Annotated in this window: 20 protein-coding genes; 11 read left to right on the forward strand and 9 right to left on the reverse strand. The window is 60.2% G+C overall.

Annotated elements, in window-relative coordinates; genetic code table 11:
- Positions 1-36: 36 nt before the first annotated feature.
- Complete coding sequence (locus I6L38_RS09425) at positions 37-1,386, reverse strand: leucine-rich repeat-containing protein kinase family protein (RefSeq protein WP_216989456.1); 1,350 nt, start codon at positions 1,384-1,386, stop codon at positions 37-39.
- Between the two features lie 314 nt (positions 1,387-1,700).
- Here I6L38_RS09425 and I6L38_RS09430 point away from each other — a divergent pair, with 314 nt between their 5' ends.
- The 4 genes from I6L38_RS09430 (at position 1,701) to I6L38_RS09445 (ending at position 6,556) form a co-directional block, all read left to right on the forward strand.
- Positions 1,701-2,465: an SDR family oxidoreductase gene (locus tag I6L38_RS09430; protein WP_216989457.1), complete on the forward strand. Its 765-nt coding sequence runs from the start codon at positions 1,701-1,703 to the stop codon at positions 2,463-2,465.
- Between the two features lie 51 nt (positions 2,466-2,516).
- Entirely contained in the window at positions 2,517-3,344 is an 828-nt protein-coding gene (locus I6L38_RS09435; protein WP_216989458.1) for a bifunctional transcriptional activator/DNA repair enzyme AdaA, read from the forward strand.
- 433 nt (positions 3,345-3,777) lie between these two features.
- On the forward strand, positions 3,778-5,406 hold the full coding sequence (locus I6L38_RS09440) for an ATP-dependent endonuclease (protein ID WP_216989459.1): 1,629 nt from the start codon (positions 3,778-3,780) through the stop codon (positions 5,404-5,406).
- On the forward strand, positions 5,396-6,556 hold the full coding sequence (locus I6L38_RS09445; RefSeq protein ID WP_216989460.1) for a UvrD-helicase domain-containing protein: 1,161 nt from the start codon (positions 5,396-5,398) through the stop codon (positions 6,554-6,556). The genes I6L38_RS09440 and I6L38_RS09445 overlap by 11 nt, the downstream gene beginning before the upstream one ends.
- An 89-nt stretch (positions 6,557-6,645) precedes the next feature.
- Here I6L38_RS09445 and I6L38_RS09450 read toward each other — a convergent pair whose 3' ends face one another.
- The 3 genes from I6L38_RS09450 to guaB form a co-directional block, all read right to left on the reverse strand.
- Entirely contained in the window at positions 6,646-6,918 is a 273-nt protein-coding gene (locus I6L38_RS09450; RefSeq protein ID WP_010633780.1) for a hypothetical protein, read from the reverse strand.
- Positions 6,919-7,296: 378 nt separating this feature from the next.
- Complete coding sequence (guaA, locus tag I6L38_RS09455) at positions 7,297-8,886, reverse strand: glutamine-hydrolyzing GMP synthase (RefSeq protein WP_043172061.1); 1,590 nt, start codon at positions 8,884-8,886, stop codon at positions 7,297-7,299.
- An 83-nt stretch (positions 8,887-8,969) separates the two neighbouring features.
- A complete protein-coding gene (gene guaB, locus I6L38_RS09460; RefSeq protein WP_005301581.1) occupies positions 8,970-10,433 on the reverse strand; it encodes an IMP dehydrogenase in 1,464 nt (487 codons plus the stop codon).
- A 446-nt stretch (positions 10,434-10,879) separates the two neighbouring features.
- Here guaB and I6L38_RS09465 point away from each other — a divergent pair, with 446 nt between their 5' ends.
- The 6 genes from I6L38_RS09465 to xseA all read left to right on the forward strand — a co-directional run bounded on the left by I6L38_RS09465 (position 10,880) and on the right by xseA (position 17,525).
- Positions 10,880-12,766: a potassium transporter Kup gene (locus I6L38_RS09465; protein WP_216989461.1), complete on the forward strand. Its 1,887-nt coding sequence runs from the start codon at positions 10,880-10,882 to the stop codon at positions 12,764-12,766.
- A gap of 235 nt (positions 12,767-13,001) precedes the next feature.
- Positions 13,002-13,814, forward strand: coding sequence for an energy transducer TonB (locus I6L38_RS09470; RefSeq protein WP_216989462.1), 813 nt, complete (start codon positions 13,002-13,004; stop codon positions 13,812-13,814).
- Positions 13,815-13,816: 2 nt separating this feature from the next.
- Positions 13,817-14,572 carry a MotA/TolQ/ExbB proton channel family protein gene (locus I6L38_RS09475; protein ID WP_216989463.1) on the forward strand — a complete coding sequence of 252 codons (756 nt, stop codon included), beginning with the start codon at positions 13,817-13,819 and terminating at the stop codon, positions 14,570-14,572.
- Positions 14,572-14,991, forward strand: coding sequence for a biopolymer transporter ExbD (locus I6L38_RS09480; protein ID WP_216989464.1), 420 nt, complete (start codon positions 14,572-14,574; stop codon positions 14,989-14,991). Before I6L38_RS09475 ends, I6L38_RS09480 begins: the two co-directional genes overlap by 1 nt.
- A gap of 138 nt (positions 14,992-15,129) precedes the next feature.
- A complete protein-coding gene (locus I6L38_RS09485) occupies positions 15,130-16,059 on the forward strand; it encodes a DMT family transporter (protein ID WP_216989465.1) in 930 nt (309 codons plus the stop codon).
- A gap of 101 nt (positions 16,060-16,160) precedes the next feature.
- Positions 16,161-17,525 carry an exodeoxyribonuclease VII large subunit gene (xseA, locus tag I6L38_RS09490; protein ID WP_017779637.1) on the forward strand — a complete coding sequence of 455 codons (1,365 nt, stop codon included), beginning with the start codon at positions 16,161-16,163 and terminating at the stop codon, positions 17,523-17,525.
- 72 nt (positions 17,526-17,597) lie between these two features.
- Here xseA and hutW read toward each other — a convergent pair whose 3' ends face one another.
- The gene (gene hutW, locus I6L38_RS09495) at positions 17,598-18,968 is read right to left on the reverse strand and encodes a heme anaerobic degradation radical SAM methyltransferase ChuW/HutW (RefSeq protein WP_216989466.1); all 1,371 of its coding nucleotides are present in this window, start codon (positions 18,966-18,968) and stop codon (positions 17,598-17,600) included.
- Between the two features lie 260 nt (positions 18,969-19,228).
- Between hutW and I6L38_RS09500 the strand changes: the two genes are divergently transcribed.
- Positions 19,229-20,824, forward strand: coding sequence for a methyl-accepting chemotaxis protein (locus tag I6L38_RS09500; protein WP_005301603.1), 1,596 nt, complete (start codon positions 19,229-19,231; stop codon positions 20,822-20,824).
- Positions 20,825-20,915: 91 nt separating this feature from the next.
- On the opposite strand, the gene aroG is transcribed toward I6L38_RS09500, so the two are convergent.
- The 4 genes from aroG to I6L38_RS09520 form a co-directional block, all read right to left on the reverse strand.
- On the reverse strand, positions 20,916-21,971 hold the full coding sequence (gene aroG, locus I6L38_RS09505; RefSeq protein WP_005301605.1) for a 3-deoxy-7-phosphoheptulonate synthase AroG: 1,056 nt from the start codon (positions 21,969-21,971) through the stop codon (positions 20,916-20,918).
- A gap of 213 nt (positions 21,972-22,184) precedes the next feature.
- Complete coding sequence (gene aroA / locus I6L38_RS09510) at positions 22,185-23,468, reverse strand: 3-phosphoshikimate 1-carboxyvinyltransferase (RefSeq protein WP_010633771.1); 1,284 nt, start codon at positions 23,466-23,468, stop codon at positions 22,185-22,187.
- A gap of 171 nt (positions 23,469-23,639) precedes the next feature.
- A complete protein-coding gene (gene serC, locus I6L38_RS09515; protein WP_216989467.1) occupies positions 23,640-24,728 on the reverse strand; it encodes a 3-phosphoserine/phosphohydroxythreonine transaminase in 1,089 nt (362 codons plus the stop codon).
- A 224-nt stretch (positions 24,729-24,952) separates the two neighbouring features.
- The gene (locus I6L38_RS09520; protein ID WP_216989468.1) at positions 24,953-25,879 is read right to left on the reverse strand and encodes an electron transfer flavoprotein subunit alpha/FixB family protein; all 927 of its coding nucleotides are present in this window, start codon (positions 25,877-25,879) and stop codon (positions 24,953-24,955) included.
- Between the last annotated feature and the right edge of the window lie 53 nt (positions 25,880-25,932).

Consider the following 25,932-nt stretch of genomic DNA (forward strand, 5'->3'; position numbering starts at 1 on the left):
TGCCTGCTTGCTGCCGCGACGGCAGGGCGAGCCGGATCAGAGCAAAACTGGCTCGGCGCACATTACCGGCGCCACCGCAGCAAGCCTTGCCACAATCTCGGTAAAATCTGGACGCGCCGCCACCACCTCGGCGAGACAGTCATCCACCAGGGCATGCAGGACGTCCAGCCGGTCATCACGGGGGACGCAGCGGGCCAGCAGCTCTTCCAGCAGGCAGCCGAAGGCTCTCACTTCCAGTCGCTCCAGCAAGCCGGCCAGCTCGCCGTTGGTTCGCTCATAACAGGAGGCGGCGCCGAAATCCCCGAGCAGCAGCCGGCCCTCACCTTGTGAGGAGTGCAGCATGTTGTGGGCGTAGAGATCGCCGTGCAGGATGCCACGCCCGTGCAGATGCAGGGCGGCGCTCGCCACCCCCTGCACCATGGCCAGCAGCGCAGCCGGGGTGAAGCAGGCATCGCCCTGGTAGATATCGCGAGTGCAGGAGTCCAGGCTCGGCGGCCCTGCCAGGTTGATAAAGTCGGGGTCTATCAGCGCCATCACCAGCGCCGGAATGCCGGAGGGGTGATCGCCCACCCGCCCCTCGACCCCGACCAGATGGGGATGACGACCAGCCGCCAGCGACACCGCCAGCTCGCAGCGGGGCAGCCCATCGCTGGTCACGGCCCCCTTGAAACACTTGACCGCTACCGCCCGCGGCCCCGCCGACGTGGCCAGCTCGGCGCGATGGATGACACCGGATGCCCCCTGCCCCAGCAATTCCCCCACCGTCAGTGCAGCCCACGGGATATCGGCCACCGAGGCGCACTGGCCCAGCCGCTGCTCCTGCCTGTCGCTGAAGGGGTTGCCTGCATACGCCAGCCAGGCGAGACGCGGCAGCCTCGCCAGCCAATCCGGGAGCGCGTCGAGCCGGTTGGCGGCGATGCGCACCAGCTCCAGACGCTGGCAGTTGGCTAGGGTTGCCGGCAGCTCGCGCAGGCGATTGCCCGAGAGCATCAGCTTTTGCAGGGCGCCGCACTGACCCAGCTCATCGGGCAACTGCTCGATGGCGTTGTCGGTCAGGATCAACCAGCGCAGCCCCGCCGGCAGCGACGTAGCGGGAACCTTGGCGATCCGGTTGGCCTTGAAGCCCACCATGGTGAGCGCTGGGCAGCGCCCCAGCACCTCGGGCAGCTCGGTAAAGCGGTTCTCGGAGCAGAAAATGATGCGCAGCTTGCTGAACTCGGCCAGCTCGTCGGGCAGCCGGTTCAACTGGTTGCCGGTGAGATCCAGCACCTCCAGCGTCTCTTTGAGACTCAAGATTTCGGGCGGGAACACCGTCAGGTTCTCGGCGAGTTTGAGGTGGCGGGCGCCGCAGAGTTCACCTGCGCGCAACTGTTCCAGGGTATGCATGACATCGTCTCTATCGGGGTGACCGGCTCGCGGCCAACGGCGCTACCGGTGGTTGGCCCAGCAGTCAAACCGGCAGTCAAAAAAAGAGGAGGCATTATAGAGAATGACGGCCGAAGATCCCCTGTTTTGTTGCCGCAAGGGCCGCTATCTGCGCCCAGCAAAGCGGCATGGGGGCAAAGAGAGCAAGATCCGGGTCGTGTCTGCGAGGGCCGGTTGCCATAGTGGAGCCGAACCAGAGTGGGGTCGAACCTATCGAGGGTCGAATCCATTACCAACCCTGTGCGCCTGCACAACACACCAGCGAGGGAACTGCCATGTCATTACTGTCCAACAAGGTCGCCATCATCACCGGCGCCAGCTCCGGCATCGGCCGCGCCAGCGCCATCCTGTTTGCAAGGGAGGGGGCCAGCGTCGTCGTCGGCGCCCGCCGCCAGCCCGAGCTGGATCTGCTGGTGGAGGAGATCCGCCATGAGGGGGGGCAGGCGGTGAGCCTGGCGGGAGATGTGAAAAGCGAAACCTATGCCCGCGCCCTGGTGGATCTCGCACTGACTCGTTTCGGCGGACTCGATATCGCCTTCAACAACGCCGGCACCACGGGGACACCGGGCAGCGTGCCGGCGCTTGAACTGGCGCAGTGGCAAGAGACCCTGGATACCAACCTCACCAGCGCCTTTGTGGGGGCCAAGTACCAGATCCCCGCCATGCAGGCACGCGGGGGCGGCTCGCTTATCTTCACCTCCACCTTCGTCGGCCATACCCTGGGGCTGCCCGGCATGGCGGCCTATGCCGCGAGCAAGGCGGGTCTCATCGGTCTGACCCAGGTGCTGGCTGCAGAGTTCGGGGCACAAGGGGTGCGGGTCAACGCCCTGCTGCCGGGGGGCACCGACACCCCCATGGGGCGGGCCTTTACCGATACACCGGAGAGTCTCGCCTTTGTGCAGCATATGCATGCCCTCAAACGGCTGGCCCAACCGGAGGAGATCGCCCGCTCGGCCCTCTATCTGGCGTCCGATGCATCCAGCTTTACCACCGGCATTGCCCTGCTGGCCGATGGTGGGGTATCTATTTGTCGCACATGACCTTGTCGCACCCAAGATCCTGCGGCTGCAAACTTATCGTGAGAGCGCCTTATGTCTGATTACGCCCGCATCGCCGATGCCATCCGTTTTATCGCAAGCCAGGTGGCGCGCCAGCCCACCCTGGACGAGATAGCGGCGCACGTTCACTTAAGTCCCTTTCACTTCCAGCGGCTGTTCAGCCGCTGGGCCGGGGTAACGCCCAAACGCTATCTGCAGGTGCTGACCCTGGAGCGGGCCAAGGCGCTGCTGCAGGAGTCGCGCCCGCTGCTGGAGGTGGCCGATACCCTGGGCCTGAGCAGCGGCTCGCGGCTCTACGATCACTTCGTGCAGTTAGAAGCGGTGACGCCGGGCGAGTACAAACAGCGCGGGGCCGGGCTGATCATCGATCACGGGGTGCACGACACCCCCTTCGGCCAGGCGTTCGTCGCCCTGACCCCGCGGGGGGTGTGCAACTTCTCGTTTCTCGATGACCAGGCCCCAGAGGCGCCGTTGACTACCCTCGCCCACAACTGGCCAGAGGCAGAACTTAGGGAGGCGCCATCACGTACTCAGGGGGTCATCGACACCATGTTCGATGGCAGCAAGGCACCGGATCGCCCCATCTCCTTGCACGTGAGCGGTACCAACTTTCAGATCAGCGTCTGGCGGGCGCTGCTGCAGATCCCGCCCGCCAAGGTGGTGAGCTACGCCCAGGTGGCAAGCGCCGTCGGCAACCCCAAGGCCGCCCGCGCCGTGGGGCTGGCGGTGGGCGCCAACCCCGTCGCCTTGATGATCCCCTGCCACAGAGTCATTCAGCAAAACGGCAAGCTCGGCGGCTATCACTGGGGCGAGACCCGCAAACAGGCGATACACGCCTGGGAAGCGGCGAGGTATGAGTGAACCTGGCCTTTTTCTGCTCGCCCTGATGGGGGAGAAACAGGAGTGTTGGTGGTGAGTCAGCAAACTATCAAGGTCACGCCGAACGAGCAGGCAGTGATATAAAACGGGAATATGAGAAGAATCGGGGCACAGATCGCCCCTTTTGTTGCCTTGGTGACGGGACATGGCGTTCCACACCACCACCCCCATCGGATTGACGAAACACGTAGGGTGCAATAAGCGCAGCGCATTGCACCGTTTGCTGAGCGGATTTTGGGCTGAGACCAAAGATCAAATTCGCGGAGCAATTTACGTTACTCCTATCGGATTACGTATTGTGACCTCACAGACTCAGCATGTAGTGCTTCAAAAAGCACCAAGGATAATTGTACACTGGCTAACAAATTTAAATACATAGCCTCCAAATTAATATCTATATAAATAGGAGTGTTCAATGAAAATAGAAAAGATTAACATTTATAACTACAAATGCTATTACAGCAAGTTCTCAATCGACTTTAACAAAGGCGTAAATATTCTTGTCGGTGACAATGGTTCTGGAAAATCAACAATCCTTGAGGCAGCTCATTTAGCATTGAGTGGTATATTATACGGTAGATATTTAAAAAACGAACTAACCCAATATATATTCAACAACAAGGCTGTCGCCGAATATTTAGAAAAAGTTAACAATCGCGAGCCGAGTTTTTTACCAGAAGTTTGTATAGAAGTTTTTTTTGAAAAGGCTTCCGCACCAAAATTACAAGGCACGGGTAACAAGGAACGGAGTGATGCATGTGGTGTATCATTCAAAGTCGAGTTTGATGACACTTATACTGATGAGTATTCAGAGCTAATACGCAGTGGAGAGAAAATAAATACACTGCCAATAGAGTACTATAAAATATCTTGGTCATCTTTCGATAGAGACGCAGTTACATCAAGAAGCATTCCAATTAAATCTGTTCTAATAGATTCAACATCCAGTAAGTATCAAAACGGTTCTGATATATATATATCAAGAATTATAAAAAATGACTTAGACGATAGTGAAAAAGTTAAGCTATCTCAGGCATATAGAAAGATGAAAGATAGCTTTTCTGAAGATGATGCGGTTAAAGTAATTAACAATAAAATTGATGGTAAATCAAATGTCCAAGGTGATCATCTTCGTATCTCCGTTGACTTAGGGTCTCAAAATGCTTGGGAATCCAGTTTAATGACCTATTTGGGAGATATTCCTTTCCATCAAATAGGCAAAGGGTATCAGTGCATCATAAAAACGAATCTTGCTCTAGCTCACAAAAAAGCAAAAGAGGCTAGTCTGTTATTAATAGAAGAACCTGAGAATCACCTATCACATTCCAAGTTAAATCATTTGTTAAAATCAATAGTTGATAACTCAGCTGACAAACAAGTTATTATTTCAACACACAGTAGTTTTGTAGCCAATAAACTTGGCCTTGAAAATTTAATTTTATTAAATGATCACAAGGTCACAAAGTTCACTGATTTATCAAAAGACACTTTTGATTTTTTTAAAAAACTACCAGGTTACCAAACATTAAGGCTTCTCCTTTGTAGAAGAGCGGTGCTTGTTGAGGGTGATTCAGATGAACTCATATTTCAAAAAGCCTATATGGATAAAAACCTTGGATCATTACCTATTGAGCATGGTATTGATGTTATTTCTGTGAAATTGACATTCAAGCGTTTTTTGGAAATTGCAAAAAAAATAAACAAAAACGTAGCTGTAATAACAGATAACGATGGTAATCATGATGAGAGAATCATAAAAAAATATCGAGATTATCATGACAGCCTTCACATAAAAATCTTTTCAGACAATCGAAACCACCTAAACACACTTGAACCACAGTTTGTTGATGCAAACAAAGATAATTTAATTGAATTATGTAAAGTACTTAGTTTAGATATAGGTAAATTTAATACCGCTGAGTTATTATCAGAAAAACTACAAACACAGAAAACTAGCTGGGCTCTCAATGTTTTCGAATCAAAAATAACCTTTAATTATCCACAATACATCACTAACGCAGTGGAGTGGTGCAATGAAAGATAATAGTCTTATAATTGCAGCCGCGGGCTCTGGAAAAACAACTTATTTGGTAGATATTGCGTTAAAAAAGCCTAATGAATCAATTTTGATTACAACTTACACTGAGTCAAATGAACAAGAGATTAAACGAAAATTCATATCTGAGGTTGGCGCAGTACCACCCAATGTAACTATTACCACATGGTTTTCATTTCTCCTAAAGCACTGGGTTAGACCATACCAGTGCCAACTAAATAGCTCTTTAGCTAAAATACGCATTGGTTTTATTCTAGTTAATCAGCGTTCAGGACTAAGGTATACAAATAAGAATGGGCAAAATGTTTATTGGTCAGATAAAAACAACTTCAATAAATATTATTTCACCTCTGACTTTAAACTATATTCTGACAAGATTTCAAAATTTGCTTTTGAAGCAAATAAAGCCAGTAATCAAGCTGTAGTTAATAGAATTACATCTCTGTATAGCATTATATGCATAGATGAAGTTCAAGATCTGGCTGGTTTTGACTTAGAGTTAATAAAGCTCCTCTTCAAGTCAAATTCCCAAGTGATAATAGTGGGAGATCCAAGGCAAGTTACTTATCAGACCCATAATACGAATAAACATGCTGAGTATAGTAATGGAAACATTAAAGATTTTGTTAAATCTGAAAAAATGCTAGGAAAACGTATCACATGTCAGATAGATGAAACGATTTTAAATAAATCTCATCGTTGCTGCCAAAGTATATGTGATTTCTCCTCAAAACTTTACCCTCAACTCCCTGCTGTAGATGCATGTGAGTGTGTTGATTGCCGTAAAGATAACATTCAGCACCAAGGAGTCTTCATCGTTTCAAAAAAACTATGCCCTGAATACTTAAGAACATATAAGCCAATACAGTTACGCTGGAACTCAGCATCAAAAATAGATAAATCCTATGATTCAATGAATTTCGGTGAGTCTAAAGGTCTCACTGTAGACCGTGCAATTATATATCCGACAGATGATATGGAAGATTGGTTTCGCCACACAGATCAACCCGAAAAATTAAAACCCGCCACTCGTGCTAAGCTATACGTGGCATTAACTCGTGCTCGTTACAGTGTAGCTATTGTGTTAGACTATGACCCCAGTGAAATATTTGAAGGTGCAGAGTTTTATAAACAATAAAAGACGCCCTAAGGCGTCTTTCTTATTGCTGGTTGTTAGAACAAACCGGTTAGGAGATCTCCCCCTCCCCACCTTGCCCCGCAACCCAATCAGATCGGGGTGATGGAGGTGATATGGGCCGAGCCATCCAGGGATTGGAAGATCTGCACCACGGCTTCCCCATGGATCGGGTTGGGCAGCGGCACAGTAGTTTTGCATTTGAAACGGTAGTTGGTGCCGGCGACGACCTGGGTGGAGACTTCAAAGGGGGTGTACTGCACCCCGACAAATCCTTCCAGTGCCTGGTTGAATACGGCCTGATCTTTGGCGCTCAGCTTGTGGTAGGCAGTCCATCCGCCCAACAACACTGCTTGTTCTGACATAACAAACCCTCCGTGATCTCTTGTCCCTACTCGTTTGGCTGTTCGGGTTCCGCCCCGTTTATTCAAGTGGTGTCCGGACTCCACCGGGGGTCATACCAGATTTGGCATGTCCGGTGTCGACAGTGCACATAAAGGCGTTGCTGTCGTCACTCTCCCCTGCTGCCACGACCCTCGCCTCACAGCATCGGTCTCAATTGGCATGGCTGAGCCTAGTGCGAGATCCATAAAACACCCCCTGTCATATCTGACAGAGGCAGGGAGGCAAGAAAGCGGCTAGCGAGAGGAAAAATGAGGCGCAAACGATTGGAAAAAGAAAAGACGCCGCAAGGGCGTCTTTTTTACATTTTTATGCTTGAAGGGCGAAAGGGCGTTAGCCGCTTATTCCCATTCGATGGTTGCGGGCGGCTTGCCGGAGACGTCGTACACCACGCGGGAGATACCGTTGATCTCGTTGATGATGCGATTCGACACGTGACCTAGGAAGTCGTACGGCAGGTGAGCCCAGTGAGCAGTCATAAAGTCGATGGTCTCGACGGCGCGCAGCGCAATGACCCAGTCGTACTTGCGGCCATCGCCCATGACGCCGACGGAGCGCACCGGCAGGAACACGGCGAACGCCTGGCTGACCTGGTTGTAGAGGTCGGCTTTGCGCAGCTCTTCGATAAAGACGGCATCGGCGCGGCGCAGGATATCGCAGTACTCTTTCTTCACTTCGCCAAGCACCCGCACGCCCAGACCCGGGCCCGGGAACGGGTGACGGTAGAGCATGTCGTAGGGCAGACCCAGCTCGAGGCCCACGCGGCGCACTTCGTCTTTGAACAGCTCGCGCAGCGGCTCTACCAGCCCCATCTTCATCTCTTCCGGCAGGCCGCCGACGTTGTGGTGAGACTTGATGACGTGGGCCTTGCCGGTCTTGCTGGCAGCCGATTCGATGACGTCAGGATAGATGGTACCTTGTGCCAGCCACTTGGCGTTTTTCAGCTTTTTCGCTTCATCGTCAAACACTTCGACGAACACGCGGCCGATGATCTTGCGCTTGGCTTCCGGCTCATCAACACCGGCAAGGGCAGAGAGGAAGCGCTCTTCGGCATCGACCTTGACGATGTTCAGACCAAAGTGATCGCCAAACATCTCCATCACCTGGGTGCCTTCGTTCAGGCGCAGCAGACCGTTGTCGACGAAGACGCAGGTCAGGCGATCGCCGATGGCGCGGTGCACCAGCATGGCAACCACGGAGGAGTCCACACCGCCGGAGAGGCCCAGGATCACCTCGTCGTCACCCACCTGCTCGCGGATGCGGGCAACGGCGTCGTCGATGATGGTGGCCGGGGTCCACAGGCATTCGCAGCCGCAGATGTCTTTGACGAAGTGCTCCAGCATGCGGGCACCCTGACGGGTGTGGGTCACTTCCGGGTGGAACTGCACGCCGTAGAAACGCTTGGCCTCGTTGGCCATGGCGGCATGCGGGCAGGTGGCGGTCTGGGCGATGGTGGTGAAGTCGGCCGGGATGGTGGTGACCTTGTCGCCGTGGCTCATCCAGACATCCAGCAGGGCATTGCCGTTGTCGGCGATGGCATCTTCGATGTTGCGCAGCAGCGCGCTGGTCTTGCCGGCGTTGCCCAGCACTTCCACCTTGGCGTAACCGAATTCACGCTCGGTGGAGGATTGCACCTTGCCACCCAGCTGCTCGGCCATGGTCTGCATGCCGTAGCAGATGCCAAACACCGGCACGCCGGCGTTGAACACGTACTCGGGGGCGCGCGGGCTGCCCGCTTCGGTGACGGACTCGGGGCCGCCGGAGAGGATGATGCCGCTCGGATTGAATTCGCGGATCTGCTCTTCGGTCACATCCCAGGCCCACAGTTCGCAGTAGACGCCGATTTCGCGCACGCGGCGGGCGATCAGCTGGGTGTACTGGGAACCGAAGTCGAGGATAAGGATACGGTGCTGGTGAATGTCTTTAGTCATTTTATTCCTGCATCAGGCTGCTGTTGTCACAAAAAGCACGGGATAAAAAAGGGGTGGAGAAACGGGGCCGCAGCCCCGTTTTATCAGCCCATCCGATAGTTGGGGGCTTCTTTGGTAATGGTCACGTCGTGGACGTGGGACTCTTTCATCCCGGCGCCCGAGATGCGCACGAATTCGGCCTTGGTGCGCATGTCATCGATGGTGGCGCTGCCGGTCAGGCCCATGGAGGAGCGCAGACCGCCCATCTGCTGGTGGATGATCTCTTTGAGGCGGCCCTTGTACGGCACGCGGCCTTCGATCCCTTCCGGCACCAGCTTGTCGGCGGCGTTGTCGGTCTGGAAGTAACGGTCGCTGGAGCCCTTGGACATGGCGCCCAGAGAACCCATGCCACGGTAGGACTTGAAGGAGCGGCCCTGGTAGAGCTCGATCTCGCCCGGCGCCTCTTCGGTACCGGCAAACATGGAGCCCACCATGACGCAGCTGGCGCCAGCGGCGATGGCCTTGGCCACGTCACCGGAGAAGCGGATGCCGCCATCGGCAATCACCGGGATGCCGGTGCCTTCCAGCGCATCGACGGCGTCGGAGATGGCAGTGATCTGGGGCACGCCCACGCCGGTCACGATACGGGTAGTACAGATGGAGCCCGGGCCGATACCGACCTTGACGGCGTTGACACCGGCAGCGGCCAGCGCCTTGGCGCCCGCGGCAGTCGCGACGTTGCCGCCGATGATCTGCAGATCAGGGTAGGCTTCGCGGGTCGCCTTGATGCGATCCAGCACGCCCTGGGAGTGGCCGTGGGAGGAGTCGATCAGCAGCACGTCCACACCGGCTTCCACCAGGGCGGCGACGCGCTCTTCGTTGCCAGCACCGGCACCGACGGCGGCACCGACCCGCAGACGACCCTTGTCATCTTTACAGGCGTTCGGCTTGCGCTCGGCTTTCTGGAAGTCCTTGACGGTGATCATGCCCTTGAGTTTGAAGTCGGCGTTGACCACCAGCACCTTCTCGATACGGTGCTTCTGCATCAGGCCAACCACCTCTTCACGAGGCGCCCCTTCACGCACGGTGACCAGACGATCCTTCTGGGTCATGATCTGTTCGACAGTCTGGGAGAGATCGGTCACGAAGCGCACGTCACGACCTGTGATGATGCCCACCAGCTGGTTGCCTTCGGTCACCACCGGATAGCCGGCGAAACCGTTCTTGTGGCTCAGCTCCTTGATCTGGGCGATGGTCAGGTCAGGGCGTACGGTGACGGGGTCGGTGACCACGCCGCTCTCGTACTTCTTGACCTTGCGCACTTCTGCAGCCTGCTGCTCGATGGACATGTTCTTGTGGATAAAGCCGATACCGCCTTCCTGGGCCAGTGCGATAGCCAGACGGGCTTCGGTCACTGTGTCCATGGCAGCGGAGATCATGGGGATGTTCAGGCTGATGGCAGAGGTCAGCTTGGTACGCAGATCGGCAGTATTGGGAAGAACTTCGGAGTGGGCGGGAACCAACAGTACATCGTCGAAGGTTAACGCTTCTTTGGCAATCCTGAGCATGGCAATATCTCACCGTTGAGGAAGTGGGGGTGTAAAATATTGCCGACGAAGTTTACTCACGCATTGGTCACTGGTAAAGAAGTTTTTTGAATTTTTTATGGCGTTTTGACCTTTTCAGCCGCCAAGGCGCTAAAAACCCAACAATTTTCGTCATAAAACGGCCGTTTGCAGGCAAAAGAGTTGCCTCATTGCGGTTTTATGCAAAAAAGCCCCCGTTTAATTTTTTCAGGCCCCCCCGCAACCCCTCCCCCTTTGCAGACCCGTTGGCACCTGTCGAGCGCCCTCGTAAACCGGGTCACTCGCCTCTGGCAAGTCCGTCAACAACTAAGCCAAGTTGCGCCGTATCCAAACTGGTTCACCCGGGTTGGCACGTTCAGCTAAGTGACCTTTTCACGGCGCGGGTTTGCTTTGAGCCGGCGCCTGCGTATCATGATTAACATTCTGAATTGAAATGGAATTTCATGATGAATCACGGACACCCGCAAGGGCGCATGGCCATAACCCTGGCGGCACTGGGGGTCGTCTATGGCGATCTCGGCACCAGCCCGCTCTATGCCCTCAAGGAGAGTTTCGCCGGACACCTGGGCCTGCAACCCACCCCGGCTGGGATCCTCTCCATCGTCTCCCTCTTCTTCTGGACCATCATGATCGTGGTCTCATTCAAATATGTGCTGCTGGTGCTTCGGGCCGACGACAAGGGAGAAGGGGGGATCCTCACCCTCGCCTCGCTGGCCTCCCGCCGCCTTCCGGCCAGGTCGCGCGCCCTGCTCATGATGCTGGGTCTGGTCGGCGTGGGGCTGTTTATCGGGGATGCGGTGATCACCCCCGCCATCTCGGTGCTCTCGGCGGTCGAAGGGCTGCAGGTGATCACCCCGGAGCTGGCGCCCTTCGTGCTGCCCATCACCCTCACCGTACTGGTGATCCTGTTCGGGGCCCAGCATTACGGCACCGCCGGCATCGGCCGCCTGTTCGGCCCGGTCATGCTGCTCTGGTTCGGAGTGTTGGCGGCGCTCGGCGCCTATGAGATCGGGCAGAATCCCGCCATTTTGCAGGCCATCAACCCGCTCTACGCCCTCGATTTCATGGCCAGCCGACCGGGGGTCGCCTTCATCACCCTGGGGGCGGTCGTGCTCTGCGTCACCGGCACGGAGGCGCTCTACGCCGACATGGGCCACTTTGGCCGTGGCGCCATCCAGCTGGCTTGGGGCTCCCTGGTGATGCCCGCCCTGCTGCTCAACTACTTCGGCCAGGGGGCCCTGCTGCTGCGCAATCCCGCCGCCATCGAAAATCCCTTCTACCTGCTCGCCCCCTCCTGGCTGGCCTTTCCGCTGCTGATCCTCGCCACCCTGGCCACCGTCATCGCCTCCCAGGCGGTGATCTCGGGCACCTACTCGGTGGTGCACCAGGCCATCTTGCTCGGCTACCTGCCGCGCCAGGAGATCCGCCACACCTCGGAGCACGAGATAGGCCAGATCTACCTGCCGCTGGTGAACTGGCTGCTGCTGGGGGGCATCGTCATCGTCATCCTCTGGTTCAAGAGTTCAAGCAACCTGGCGGCCGCCTACGGCATCGCGGTGACCGGTACCATGGCGCTCACCACCCTGCTGCTGATGGTGGTGGCCGCCCGCCGCTGGAAGTGGTCGCGCTGGCTCATTGCGCTGGTATGCGCGCCGCTGCTGCTGGTCGATGTCACCTTCTTTGCCGCCAATACCACCAAGTTTCTGGCCGGTGGCTGGCTCCCCATCCTGTTTGCGCTGCTGGCCATCCTGGTGATGACCACCTGGAAGCGCGGACGGGAGCTGGTGCTCGACAAGCTGGAACACAAGTCACTGGCGCTGAAAGGGTTTGTCGACAACATGCAGGCAGACCCGCCACTGCTGGTACCCGGCACCGCCGTGTTTCTCTCCAAGTCGGTGCAGGTGGTGCCCCACGCCATGCTGCACAATCTCAAACACAACAAGATCCTGCACGAACGGGTCATCTTCCTGACCGTTCAGATCAAGGACGAGCCCTGGCTCTCCTTCAAGGAGCGCATCGAACTCACCCACCTTGGCGAGGGGTTCTGGCAGGTGGTCGCCCACTTCGGCTACAAGGAGGTGCCCTCCATGGAGGAGATCTTCCAGGCCTGCGCCCAGGAGGATCTGAAGGTCACCATGGCCAAGACCTCTTTCTTCCTCTCCCACGAGAACCTGGTCAGCACCGATCTGCCCGGCATGGCGCGCTGGCGGGAGGGTCTGTTCGTCTGGATGAACCGCAACTCCCTCAAGGCGACCGACTTCTTTCATATTCCCGCCAACCGGGTGGTGGAGCTCGGGGTATTGCTGGAGCTGTAACCCGCAGCCATCACTCATTACCAGAAGCCGGCGTTGCAACCAGTGAGGTGGTAAAGGGGCCCAGTATCGATACTTATCTTCCTGTTTTTCATCCTGTTACGATTAAAACACGATTGATAATAGTTATTGTTTGACGGGCTATTCGTCGGGCAAGCTTGCGGCATCGGCGCCGGTTCGGGCGCCCTCACACCAGCCGTTTGAGTATTAATATGAAGACCAGGAAGGGAGCCCAGTGATGGACGCCTGCAGCCCGAGACCAACACTGCCCGCCAACGATCCCGACGCCGCCCGTCTCGTTTGCCTTGCCATCGCGATCGCCCTGCATCTTGCCGCCTTCTGGTGGCTCTATGCGCACCAGCCTGCGCCCATCACCCCGCCCTTGCCGCTGACCCTGTCGGCCCGCTGGGTCGGCGAAGCTGCAACCAATGAAGCGCCTGCCAAGGCGGCCCCCGCCCCTGCTACCACAGCGCAGCAAATACAAAAAGTGCAGCGAGAGCAGCAAGTACAAAAAGTGCAGCAAAAGGCCAGGCCGTTGCCACTACCCAAAAAACCGCCGCTCAAGCAAGTCAAAAAGAGCGTCAAGCCGGTGGTCAAATCGCTTAAACACAGTCCCCCGCCGGTGCAGCCCGCCAAGGTCATGCCGGTGAGCAGTCCGCAACCACCGGTCACCTCGCCCGCCCCTGCGACGGCGGCAACGGCCGCACAGGCGAGCGGCGAAAGTGCCAGTCAGCATCCTGCCCGCAAGGCTGGCGGCGGCGCCGGCAACAGCGCCCCCATAGCCCGTGATGCACGGCTCAACAACCCCGAGCCCCAATACCCCTATGAGTCGAGACGACGGGGAGAAGAGGGGCGGGTCATCCTCAATGTGCGGGTGACGGCCGAGGGCACCGCCGCCTCGGTGGAGGTGGCCAAGAGCAGCGGCTATCGGCGGCTGGACATGACGGCCCGCAAGACCGTCAGCCGCTGGAAATTCATTCCTGCCAGACAGAACAACGTGGCCGTCGAGGCCTCGGCAAGAGTCACCATCATTTTCAAATTAAGGGCTTGAACATGGATCCTGAAATCGCAAGCAACGGCATGGGCATCGCCCACCTGCTCAGCCAGAACAGCGGCGTAGGGCTGATCCCCTTCATCCTGCTGGTACTGATGTCCCTTGGCACCTGTTATTACGCCCTGCTCAAGGGCTATCTCGCACAGCGGGAACAACGCCTCAATGCCCGCTTCGTCGCCGATTTCTGGCAGCACGACAGCGTGCAGGAGATGGAGCGCCAGCTGGCACACCTGCCGCCGCAGGAGGCCTATGGCCGGCTGACCGGCGCCGCGTTGGCGGCCGTGGCCCAGCTGAAGCGGGCCGAGGAGCGTGCAGTCAGCTGCAAGCTGGGCTCGCCGGATGAATATCTGCTGCGCGCCATGCGCCGGGCCATCACCCAGGAGCGGGTGCTGCTGGAGCAGGGGCTGGCCTTCCTCGCCTCGGTGGGCTCGGCGGCCCCCTTCATCGGGCTGTTCGGCACCGTCTGGGGCATCTACCACGCCCTGCTGGCCATCGGCGCCGCCGGTCAGAGCAGTCTGGACAAGGTTGCCGGCCCCGTGGGCGAGGCGCTGATCATGACCGGCTTCGGCCTCGCGGTCGCCCTGCCGGCCGTGCTCATCTACAACTTCTTCGTGCGGCGCAATCGCCTCAGGCTCGCGGCGCTGGAGGAGTTTGGCCACGATCTGTTCACCCTGCTGGTGACCGGCTTCGAGCAGGTCGCCACCACCAAGGTCACTCCGCTGATGGAGCGGAAAACCAGAGAGGGGCGCGGCTGATGGCATTTGGCAAACTGTCGGACGAGGGGGCCGATCAACCCCTCTCCGAGATCAACATGATCCCGATGATCGACGTCATGCTGGTGCTGCTCATCGTCTTCATGATCACCGCCCCTCTGCTCACCAACGCGGTCAAGCTGGAGCTGCCAGAGGCCAGCAGCCAGCTCAACCAGCCAGACAAGCAGGAGATCAACCTCGCCATCGATGAGGCCGGCAAGCTCTACTGGAACGATCAGGAGGTCGACGAGGCCGCCCTGCTCGCCAAGATGGAGAGCGCCGGCCAGGCCGAGGGGGAGCTGCCCGAGATCCAGCTGCGCATCGATCGCAAGGTGGAGTACGGCATCATCGCCAGGGTGATGGCCCAGGCCTCCCGGCACGGTCTGCACAAGATTGCCTTCGTGAGCCAGCCGGAGCCGTAACGCTCCCTTCGCCCACACACTGGTATGGCAGGGCATGGATGCCCTGCTACCATCCTGGCAGTTGCCAGCACAGGCACCTTGTCGGCATCATGCGGACGCAGCGCCAATATTGGCGACCATCACCGCAAGGACGACTCAATGAAACCTGCCGATTATGGGCGCCTGCTTCTGCTGGCCGCCATCTGGGGCGCCAGCTTCCTGTTCATGCGCATCGCCGCCCCGGCGTTTGGCGCCGTCAACACCACCTTCCTGCGGGTACTGTTCGCCCTTATCGGGCTTGCCGTCATGCTCCTGCTGCTGCGCGCCCCCATGGGGTTTCAGGGCAAGCTCAAGTCCGCCATGCTGCTTGGCGTCATCAACTCCGCCATCCCGTTTCTGATGTACGCCATCGCCGCCCTCTGGCTGCCGGCCGGCTACTCGGCCATCCTCAACGCCACCACGCCGCTGATGGGGGCCCTCATCGGCTTTTCCTGCTTCAACGAGCGCCTTGATAGGCGCAAATGGCTGGGGGTGGTATTGGGGGTGATCGGGATCAGCCTCATCACGACTACTGGCGAGGTGAGTGCCGATGGGCATCTGCTGCCCGGGGTGCTGGCCTGCCTGTTTGCCACCGCCTGCTACGGCCTTGCCGGCTTTCTCACCCGCAGCTGGATCACCCATCGCGGCGGGCTCGATGCCAAGCTGGTGGCCTTTGGCAGCCAGCTGGGTGCCAGCCTCTTCCTGCTGCCCTTTTTCGCTTACCAGCTGGCGGCCGGCCCCGTGGTCGACTGGGCCGTGCCCACCGCCTGGGCCAGCGTGCTGGCGGTCGGCGTGGTCTGCACCGCCCTCGCCTACCTGCTCTATTTTCGACTGATCGCCGATATCGGCCCGCTGCGCAGTCTCACCGTCACCTTCCTGATTCCCCCTTTTGGCATCTTGTGGGGCGCGCTGGTGCTGGGCGAGACCTTGAGCCAGGGCTTCGTGCTGGGGGGCCTGGTCGTCTGCCTCTCGGTCTGGCTGGTGACCAGCCAGGCCAGCACCCCGGCCGCTCGGGCCTGGGCGCAACCTCAGGATCCGGACGCACGCTGAACGGGCCAGCGCCGCTCGGCGTTCGCCCCGAACTGCGTTAAGATGGCGCCATTGTTTTATGCCCCCGCCCCCAAGGCGGGGCACACAGCGCAGGACCAGCCTTGAACTACCGCAACGAACCGAGTCAAAGCAGACAACAGCAGGTCTTTACCGTCACCCGCCTCAACAGCGCCGTGCGCATGATCTTGGAGCAGGATCTGGGGCTGGTGTGGTTGACCGGCGAGCTCTCCAACCTGGCGATGCCAAGCTCCGGCCACTGGTACTTCTCCCTCAAGGACATGTCGGCCCAGGTGCGCTGCGCCATGTTCAAGGGCAACAACCGGCGGGTGGCCTTTCGCCCACAGGATGGCATGCAGGTGCTGGTGCAGGCGCGGGTCTCGCTTTATGAGCCGCGCGGCGACTACCAGCTGATCATCGAATCGATGCAGCCGGCGGGCGATGGCGTGCTGGCGCTGCGCTTTGAGGAGCTCAAGCGCCGCCTCGGCGCCGAGGGACTGTTCGACGAGGGGCGCAAGCGACCGCTGCCGCGCGAACCGCGCGCGGTGGGCCTCATCACCTCCGCCACCGGTGCTGCCCTCCATGACATGCTGACGGTGCTCAAACGCCGCGCGCCGGATCTGCCGGTGTTTATCTACCCGACCCAGGTGCAGGGCAGCGCCGCCATCGGCCAGATCGTCTCTGCCATTGCCCTGGCCAACCGCCGCGCCGAGGTGGATGTGCTGATCGTAGGGCGTGGCGGCGGGTCGCTCGAAGATCTCTGGTGCTTCAACGAAGAGGCGGTGGCGCGCGCCATCGCCCACTCCGCCATCCCGGTGGTGAGCGCGGTAGGCCACGAGGTGGACGTCACCATCAGCGACTTTGCCGCCGACTTGCGCGCCCCGACCCCGTCGGCGGCGGCCGAGCTGGTGGCGCCGGATCAGAGCGCCCGTGCCCAGCGCCTCGCCCATCTCAAGCAGCAACTGCTGCAGGCCATGAACCGCCAGCAGACCGCTGCCCGCCACGATTTCATCCTGCTGCAAAAGCGGCTCGACCATCAGGATCCGAAGCGGCGGCTGGAGCAGCAATCCCAGCGCCTCGACGAGCTCTCCGCCCGCTTGCAGCAGCTGATGAACCACAAACTGCATCAGGGGGAGCGGCGCCTCGCCAACCTGGAGCTGCGCCTGCAGGGCAAGAGCCCGGAGCGCTTGCTGGCCGCCGGCAAGCGCCGCCACCAGCTGGCCGAGGAGCGCCTTCATGCCCTCATCGCCAAGCGCCGGGATCTGGCCGACCACCGCCTCGCCATGCTCAGCGCCCGCCTCGACGGGGTGAGCCCGCTCGCCACCCTGGGCCGTGGCTACTCCATCACCCGCACCCAAAGCGGTGAGGTGATCAGCCGCGCCGCCCAGGTCGATGCCGGCCAGACGCTGGTCACCCAGCTTGCAGAGGGACAGCTGCGGGTGCGGGTGGAAGAGGTCCACCAGCCATAACGCACAAGGGGGCACATCAGGTGCCCCCTTGTTTATCATCCTCTCTTTGTCAGGCCCGCTCGGCCAGCACACTCACACCAGCGAGTGGCGCACCGCCTGCGCCGGATCGGCTGGCGCCGTACCCGACCCCGCCAGCGGGTTGAGCTGCAAGTATTCAAACAGCCCGGCCTGCAGATTGACGTTCCAGAAGCGCCCCGCCAAGGTGAGCTCAAGCCGTGCCTCGCTCAGCGTCGCCAGCCCATGCAGCTGCCAGGCCTCGAACAAGGGTTGCAGATGTGCCCGCAGCGGCGTCGGCAAGCGGGCCAGCGCTAGCCAGCCGCTGTCGAGCGCACCGCGCAGCAGACCATCGAGGCGGCCATTGGGATTGCGCCCCATCACCATGCCGGGGGCCCGCAGATCCGCCGCCAGCGCCTCATGCCAGAGCGCCAGATCCCGGCCATACATGAGGCCGTGCCCATGCACGTTGCCGCCAGCCCCGGCCCCGAAGGGGAGGATCTCGGCGCCGCGCTTAGCCATCTGGTTGTAGCGGCTCTGCTCGGCCTCACCGCGCCGCCAGTGGCTGCAGGAGAGCCGCTGCCAGCCCCCCTGTTCCAGCATCTGGGCGCCATAGGCATACATGGTAGCCCGCTGCTGGCCGTCGGCGGCCCAACCGAGCTTGCCCTTCGCCTCGGCACGGGCCAGATGGGTGCCGGCCATGGCGATGAGCTGATAGAGATCCACCCCGTGCACCCCGCTCGCCATCACATCCGCGATGTCCTGACGCCACACGGCATCATCCTGGCCAGGCAGGCCGAAGATGAGATCGGCCACGATCACCGCGTCGTCGTGACGGGTCAGCGCCTCCAGCCGGGTCAGCAGGGTCTCCCGGTCGTCGAAGCGGGCCGCCGCCTGGCGCACCTCGGTATCAAAGCTCTGCACCCCGAACGAGAAGCGGTTGAAGCCGCCCGCCAGCGCACTGTGCCACTTGGCATCGTCAAAACCGTTGAGGCGCCCCTCCAGGGTCACCTCCACATCCGCAGTCAAAGGAAAGCGACGGATGGCGGCGGCCAGCATCGCCAGCTCCTCGGCGCTCATGTCCGTCGGCGTGCCGCCCCCCACATAGACGGCCGAGAAGGGGCGGCTCTGGGTGAAGGGTGTCTCGGCCGCCTTGGCAAGCGCGCCGCAGAGCGCGTTGACATAGCGGGTGATGCGGGCCGGGTTGGCACCATTTTCAAAGAAATTGCAGAAGCTGCAGCGCTTGCGGCAAAACGGGATGTGGATATAGAGCGCCCGCTCGTCCGCCTCGCTCTCGCGGCGCCACCAGGCTTGCCAGTCGGCATGGTCGAGGGTGAGCGGACGCATGCCGCCGCGACTGGCGTGGGCCGAGGTCTTGGCGCCAAAGGCGAACTTGAGGGGATCCGGGGTGGCAAGACCGGTCATGGTCGGGGTCAGCAGTGGTGTCATCGCAGGCAGGCTATCGAGTGAAATAATGCAAATGATAACCACTATCAATAAATGCCAAATTTGTGCTGGATCAACTCAACGACGAACAGCCCTCGTTTGCTACGCACCATTAACCTCTATCATGGATCCAGTTAACAGTTAATTTACTCAAGATGAGGTAGGGTGAGCCGATAGAGAACCATCTCCCCCGTTCTGATGAGCAAACGGGGGAGAGTCATCAACCATTGACGATCGCTCACCTGCGCATGGACCTGCCAACGATGCAAAATCTGTCTCTGAACTGGAAAATCTTTCTCCCCCTCGCCCTGGTCATCGGCTGCACCTTCGCCCTCAGCTTCGAGCTTTCCGCCTGGCTGCAACGGGATCTCGCCATCCGGCTGGCGGGTGAAAAGGTGGAGAGCGCCGCCAACACCTACATGGATCAGCTCAACGTGTTGATGATGACGGGGGCCATCGCCAATCGCCAGATCGTGCAGACCAAACTCAAGAGCGAGGCCGGCATCGTCGAGGCCCGCCTGATCCGCGCCCCGGCGGTCACCAGCCTGTTCGGCCCAGGCCACCCGGATCAGCAGATTGAAGACAAGCTGGACGAGCGCGCCATCAACCAAGGCGAGACCATTCTCGAGCAGCAGGGCAACCAGCTCACCCTGATCAAGCCCTTCAAGGCCTACAAGGAGTATCGCGGTACCCAGTGCACCACCTGCCACCAGGTGGCGGAAGGCACCGTCATGGGGGCGGTGCGCATCAGTTACGATCTCAGCCACACCTTTGGCGAGATCCATCGCAACAACCTGATCCTGAGCGGCAGCCTGGTGGCAGTGTTCGGGCTCGGCTTCGGCCTGCTGGGCTGGGTGCTGCAGCGCTACATCAAGCGGCCGGTGCGCCATCTGCAGCTGGCCATGACCCGCATGGCCAAGGAGCGGGACCTCTCCCTCCCCCTGGAAAACCCCAACCGGGATGAGCTGGGCGAGATGACCCGCGCCGTCAGCGCCATGGTGCAGGGGTTTCGCCACAGTCTGCAGGAGGTGGAGAGCGCCACCCACCAGCTCTATCAGGAGTCCAACCAGATCCGCCAGGTGGCGACCCAGACCGAAGGCTCGGCCCGTCAGCAGGAGAGCATGACGGTACAGGTGGCCGCCGCCGTCAGCGAGCTGGCCGCCAGCTCCCACGAGGTGCGCGAACACGCCCGCAAGAGCGCCGAGCTCTCCGCCCTCACCAATCAGGATGCGGCCAACACCAGTCGCCTCGCCCAGCACTCCATCAACGACATGGGCGAGATGTCGGCGGAGATAGAGCGGGTCGACAAGGTGATCCAGCAGCTCGACAACCGCTGTCTGGCGGTCGACGGGGTGCTGGAGGTGATCAAGGGGATCGCGGATCAGACCAACCTGCTCGCCCTCAACGCCGCCATCGAGGCGGCCCGGGCCGGCGAGCAGGGCCGCGGCTTTGCGGTGGTGGCCGACGAGGTGCGCGCCCTCTCCAACCGCAGCCGCGCCGCCAGCGAGGAGATCTCCCAGATGATCGCCGCCCTGCAGAACGAGGCCCAGAGCGCGGTGTCGGTGATCGGGGATGCCAAGGCCAAGGCGGACGAGAGCATCCACAAGACGGAGGCGACCCTGGCCGCCATGCAGAACATCATCGGCCGCATCAGCAGCATCAACGATCTCAACGCCCAGATGGCGCAGTCCGCCGAGGAGCAGGACAGGGTCTGCAGCGAGGTGGACGGCTCGGTGAGCGACATTCGCAACACCTCCAACGACACCCTGGGCCAGGCCCACGCCGCCAATCTCGCCAGCGTCCAGCTGGTGGAGCAGTGCCGCAAGCTCGAGCAGCTGCTCAAGACCTACCGCTGGTGATCATGCCTGCCGCCCGCGGCGGCCAATAAAAAAGCGCGACTCAGGGTCGCGCTTTTGTTTTGCGTGTTGTTTCAGGCACGCCTGGCCGACATTAACCTGCGTTGCGGGTGGCCACCGCATCGGCCAGATTGCGCAGCAGGATCTCGGTGTCGGCCCAGCCGATGCAGGCATCTGTGATGCTCTGACCGAAGGTGAGTTCGCACCCTTCCACCAGATCCTGACGACCCTCCACCAGGTGGCTCTCCACCATGACGCCGAACACCGCCTTGCTGCCGGCACGCAGCTGACCAGCCACGTCCTCGGCCACCAGCATCTGGTTCTTGAACTGCTTGCTGCTGTTGGCGTGGCTGAAGTCGATCATCACCTTCTGCGGCAGACCGGCCTTGTCCAGCCCCTTCACCACCTCGTCCACGTGGGCGGCGCTGTAGTTCGGCTCACGGCCGCCGCGCAGAATGATGTGACAGTCCGGGTTGCCCCGGGTCGCGACGATGGCGGAGTGGCCATACTTGGTGACAGACAGGAAGTGGTGCGGCGCGCTGGCGGCGCCGATGGCATCGATGGCCACCTTGATGGTGCCGTCGGTGCCGTTCTTGAAGCCCACCGGGCAGGAGAGACCGGAGGCCAGCTCGCGGTGCACCTGGGATTCGGTGGTGCGGGCCCCGATGGCGCCCCAGCTCATCAGATCCGCCACGTATTGCGGGGTGATCATGTCGAGGAACTCGGAGGCTGTCGGCAGCCCCATGTCGTTGAGATCCAGCAGCAGCTTGCGACCGATGCGCAGGCCGTCGTTGATCTGGCAGCTGTTGTCGAGGTAAGGATCGTTGATCAGCCCCTTCCAGCCCACCGTGGTGCGCGGCTTCTCGAAATAGACCCGCATCACTATCTCCAGCTGGCCCTTGAGTTCGTCACGCAGCACCTTGAGGCGCTTGCCGTACTCCAGCGCGGCGGCCGGGTCGTGAATGGAACAGGGGCCGATCACCACCAGCAGGCGCTGATCTTCACCGGCCAGGATCTGATGGATGGCCTGACGGGATTCAAAGACGGTATTGGATGCGACCTCGGTGGCCGGAAACTTCTCAAGCACCGCAACCGGGGGTAATAACTCTTTGATTTCACTAATACGAACGTCGTCGGTTTGATGCTGCATGATAAGGCTTCCTGCTAGATGACTGCGATAAAGAAACTTCAATCTAGCCCGCACAAGCAGCGGTGTAAATAGAAAATTACATTATCGGATAAGGAATTTTCTTAACCCACCTTGCAAGTTTGAATAATGCTGCTAAGCGAGGATGAAAAGAGGGGAACAGCAGGCCGGGGCAGCCCAAAGAAACAGGCCCGCAGCGAGGCGGGCCTGGTTGACTCATGCACGCTGGCTGATGCTGGCCAGCTTGTCGAAGTAGTCCGGGAAGGTCTTGGAGGTACAACCCGGATCATTGATGGTGACAGCAGTATCGGACAGCGCCACCAGCGAGAAGCACATGGCGATGCGGTGGTCGTTGTAGGTATCGATGGCCGCATGCTTGAGCTGCGCTGGCGGGGTGACAGTGATGAAGTCACGCCCCTCCTCCACCTCGACGCCCAGCTTGCGCAGCTCGGTCGCCATGGCGTGCAGGCGGTCGGTCTCCTTCACCCGCCAGTTGTAGATGTTGCGAATCGAGGTGGGTCCCTCAGCGAACAGGGCAGCCACGGCGATGGTCATGGCCGCATCGGGGATGTGGTTCATGTCCATGTCGATGCCGTGCAGCGGCGCCTGCTCGGCCTCGATGAAGTCATCGCCCCAGGTGATGCGCGCACCCATCTTCTCCAGCACGTCGGCGAAGTGGATATCGCCCTGAATGCTGTGCTTGCCGATGCCGGTGACCCGTACCTTGCCCTTGATGGCGCCCGCCGCGAGGAAGTAGGAGGCGCTGGAGGCATCCCCTTCCACCAGGAAGTCGCCCGGGCTGACGTAGCTCTGGTTGCCCTTGATGTAGAACAGCTTGTAGTTGTCGTGCTCGATGACCACCCCGAACTGCTTCATGATGTGCAGGGTGATGTCGATGTAGGGCTTGGAGACCAGCTCCCCCTTGATGTGGATGCGGGTGTCGCCCGCCGCCATGGGCGCCGCCATCAGGAAGGCGGTCAGGAACTGGCTGGAGACGGAACCGTCGACATGGACATCGCCGCCCCACAGCCCCTTGGCATCCACCACCAGCGGCGGATAGCCGTCTTTCTTCAGGTACTGGATATGGGCGCCCGCTTCGCGCAGGGCATCCACCAGATGGCCGATGGGGCGCTCTTCCATGCGCGGCTCCCCGCCCAGGGTGTATTCGCCGGAGCCCAGACACAGTGCGGCACACAGCGGTCGCATGGCGGTGCCAGCGTTGCCGAGGAACAGATTGACCGGCTCCTTCACCGCGAAGCTGCGACCCAGACCGTGCACGGTGCACTCGGTCTTGTCAGCGGAGAGCTTGTATTTGACCCCGAGCTGGGTCAACGCCGCCAGCATGTGACGAATGTCATCGCTGTCGAGCAGGTTGGTGAGCCGGGTGGTGCCACGGGCCAGGGCTGCCAGCAGCAGGGCCCGGTTGGACACGCTCTTGGAGCCGGGCAGATTGACCTCACCGGCCACACGAGAAATGGGTTCCAAACGCAACGAATTCATAGACTTCCTGTACGATCTCAAAAAAATGACCTGACCGGACGTTAGCAGCCCGCGCCCTGCTCGGCAAGACTGCGGGTGGCACAAAAGCAGGCCGCGGGGGCGGCCGGTCCGGCATCAGGGAAAAAACAGACGCCGGGGAGTCCCCGGCGTCGGCAATCGGGGAATAACGCCTCAGCCGTGGCGCTTGGCAAAGCCGTCCATAAAGCTGATCAGCGCCTTCACCCCTTCCAGCGGCATGGCGTTGTAGAGGCTGGCGCGCATGCCGCCGACGATGCGGTGTCCCTTGAGCGCCAGCAGGCCGGCGGCTTCCGATTCGGCCAGGAACAGCTTGTCCAGCTCGGCATTTTTCAGCTGGAACGGGATGTTCATCCGCGAACGGCAGCTGGCATCCACCTGGTTGCCATAGAAGCTGGACTGATCGAGATAGCCGTAGAGGAAATCGGCCTTCTCCTTGTTGCGCGCTTCCATCGCCGCAAGGCCGCCCTGTTCTTTGAGCCACTCGAACACCAGCCCGGCCAGATACCAGGCGTAGGTGGGCGGGGTGTTGAACATGGAGTCGTTCTTGGCGGTGAGCTGATAGTCGAAGATTGACGGCACATCGGCGCGGGCCTGGTTCAGCAGATCGTCGCGCACGATGGCGATGGCCAGCCCAGAGGGGCCGATATTCTTCTGGGCACCGGCATAGATGATGCCAAAACGGCTCACGTCGATGGGACGGGAGAGGATGGTGGAAGAGAGATCCGCCACCAGCGGCACCTCGCCGGTGGCCGGGATGTCGAACATCTCGATGCCGTCGATGGTTTCGTTCGGGCAGTAGTGCACATAGGCCGCATCGGCGCGAAACGCCGGGGTCGGCAGCAGGTGGGAGATCCCCTGTTCGTTCTTGGCAACCCCCTGGAAGGTCTGGATATCGCCATACTTTTTGGCCTCATCCACCGCGCTCTGTGACCAGACCCCGGTCAGCAGGAAGTCGGCCTTCTTGTTGGCGCCCCCCAGCAGGTTCATGGGCACCGCGGAGAACTGGCCGCGGCCACCGCCGTGCATGAACAGCACCTTGTAGTTGTCCGGCACCGCCAACAGCTCGCGCAGATCCGCTTCGGCCTTCTCGGCGACCGCCATGTAGGGCTTGCCGCGGTGGGAGAGCTCCATGACCGAGGCTCCCAGCCCCTGGAAATTACAAAATTCGCGCTGGGCGCGCTCCATGACTTCGACCGGCAACATGGCGGGGCCGGCGCAGAAGTTGTAAATCTGTTTGCTCATGACGCTTTCCGTGAGTGGATGAGTGTGATCGGGGACTTGTCTGGTTTTACACAAGTGCAGCCCCCGGATCAAAGGCTTTTTGGGAGCTGGCTCAACCTTTTGCCGACCCGCAGCCAGAGCTCTTGGCAGAAAAAAGCCCTGAACGGGTCAGGGCTTGCAGAGAACATGCATGGAAATGGGCACCTGCCGGCGCTCAATGCCCCAGGCCCCCTTTTTTCATCAGGTTACAGCTTGGCGGTGAGCTCCGGCAGCAAGGTGAAGAGATCCCCCACCAGCCCGTAGTCGGCCACCTGGAAGATGGGGGCTTCGCTGTCCTTGTTGATGGCGACGATCACCTTGGACTCTTTCATCCCCGCCAGATGCTGGATGGCGCCCGAGATGCCGACCGCGATGTAGAGCTCAGGCGCCACCACCTTGCCGGTCTGGCCCACTTGCAGATCGTTGGCGACAAAGCCCGCATCCACCGCCGCCCGCGACGCCCCTACCGCGCCGCCCAGCTTGTCAGCCAGCGCCTCGATCAGCGCGAACTGCGCCTTGGAGCCGAGCGCCCGCCCGCCGGAGACCACCACCCGCGCCGCCGCGAGCTCGGGTCTGGCGGAGCGCACGGCGCGCCGTTCGATGAGGCGGGTACGGCAGGCCACCTCGCTCACCGGCAACCGATCTACCTCTGCCTGGCCGCCGCTCGCCGCCTTGGCGAAGGCGGTGGGCCGGATGGTGAGCACCTTGATGGGGGCGCTGCTCGCCACCCGGGCAACGGCGTTGCCCGCGTAGATGGGGCGCAGGAAGGTGTCGCCGCTCTCGATGCCGGTCACCTCGGAGAGCATCTCCACCCCGAGCCTGGCCGCCACCCGCGGCAGCAGATCCTTGCCCTGGGTGCTGGCGGCCATCAGGCAGTGCTGATAATCCCGCGCGATATGGGCCAGCAGCGGATCGACTCCGTCGCTCAGCCCCTCTGCCAGCATGGGGTGCTCGGCCAGCAGCACCCGATTCACCCCCTGCAGGGCGGCGGCCTGTTCACCCGCCTCGGTCAACCCCTGCCCCAGCAACAGCAGATGCACCTCGCCGCCCAGCTGGCCCCCAGCGGTGACCAGACGGGCCACGTTGTCGGCCAACTGGCCCTGATGATGTTCGGCAATGATCAATACGCTCATGACTGCCCCTTGCTATCGTCCGTTGATGTCCCTGCCTGTGTGCCCATCACGCC

Source organism: Aeromonas sp. FDAARGOS 1408 (assembly GCF_019048665.1).
Classification (GTDB): domain Bacteria; phylum Pseudomonadota; class Gammaproteobacteria; order Enterobacterales; family Aeromonadaceae; genus Aeromonas; species Aeromonas dhakensis.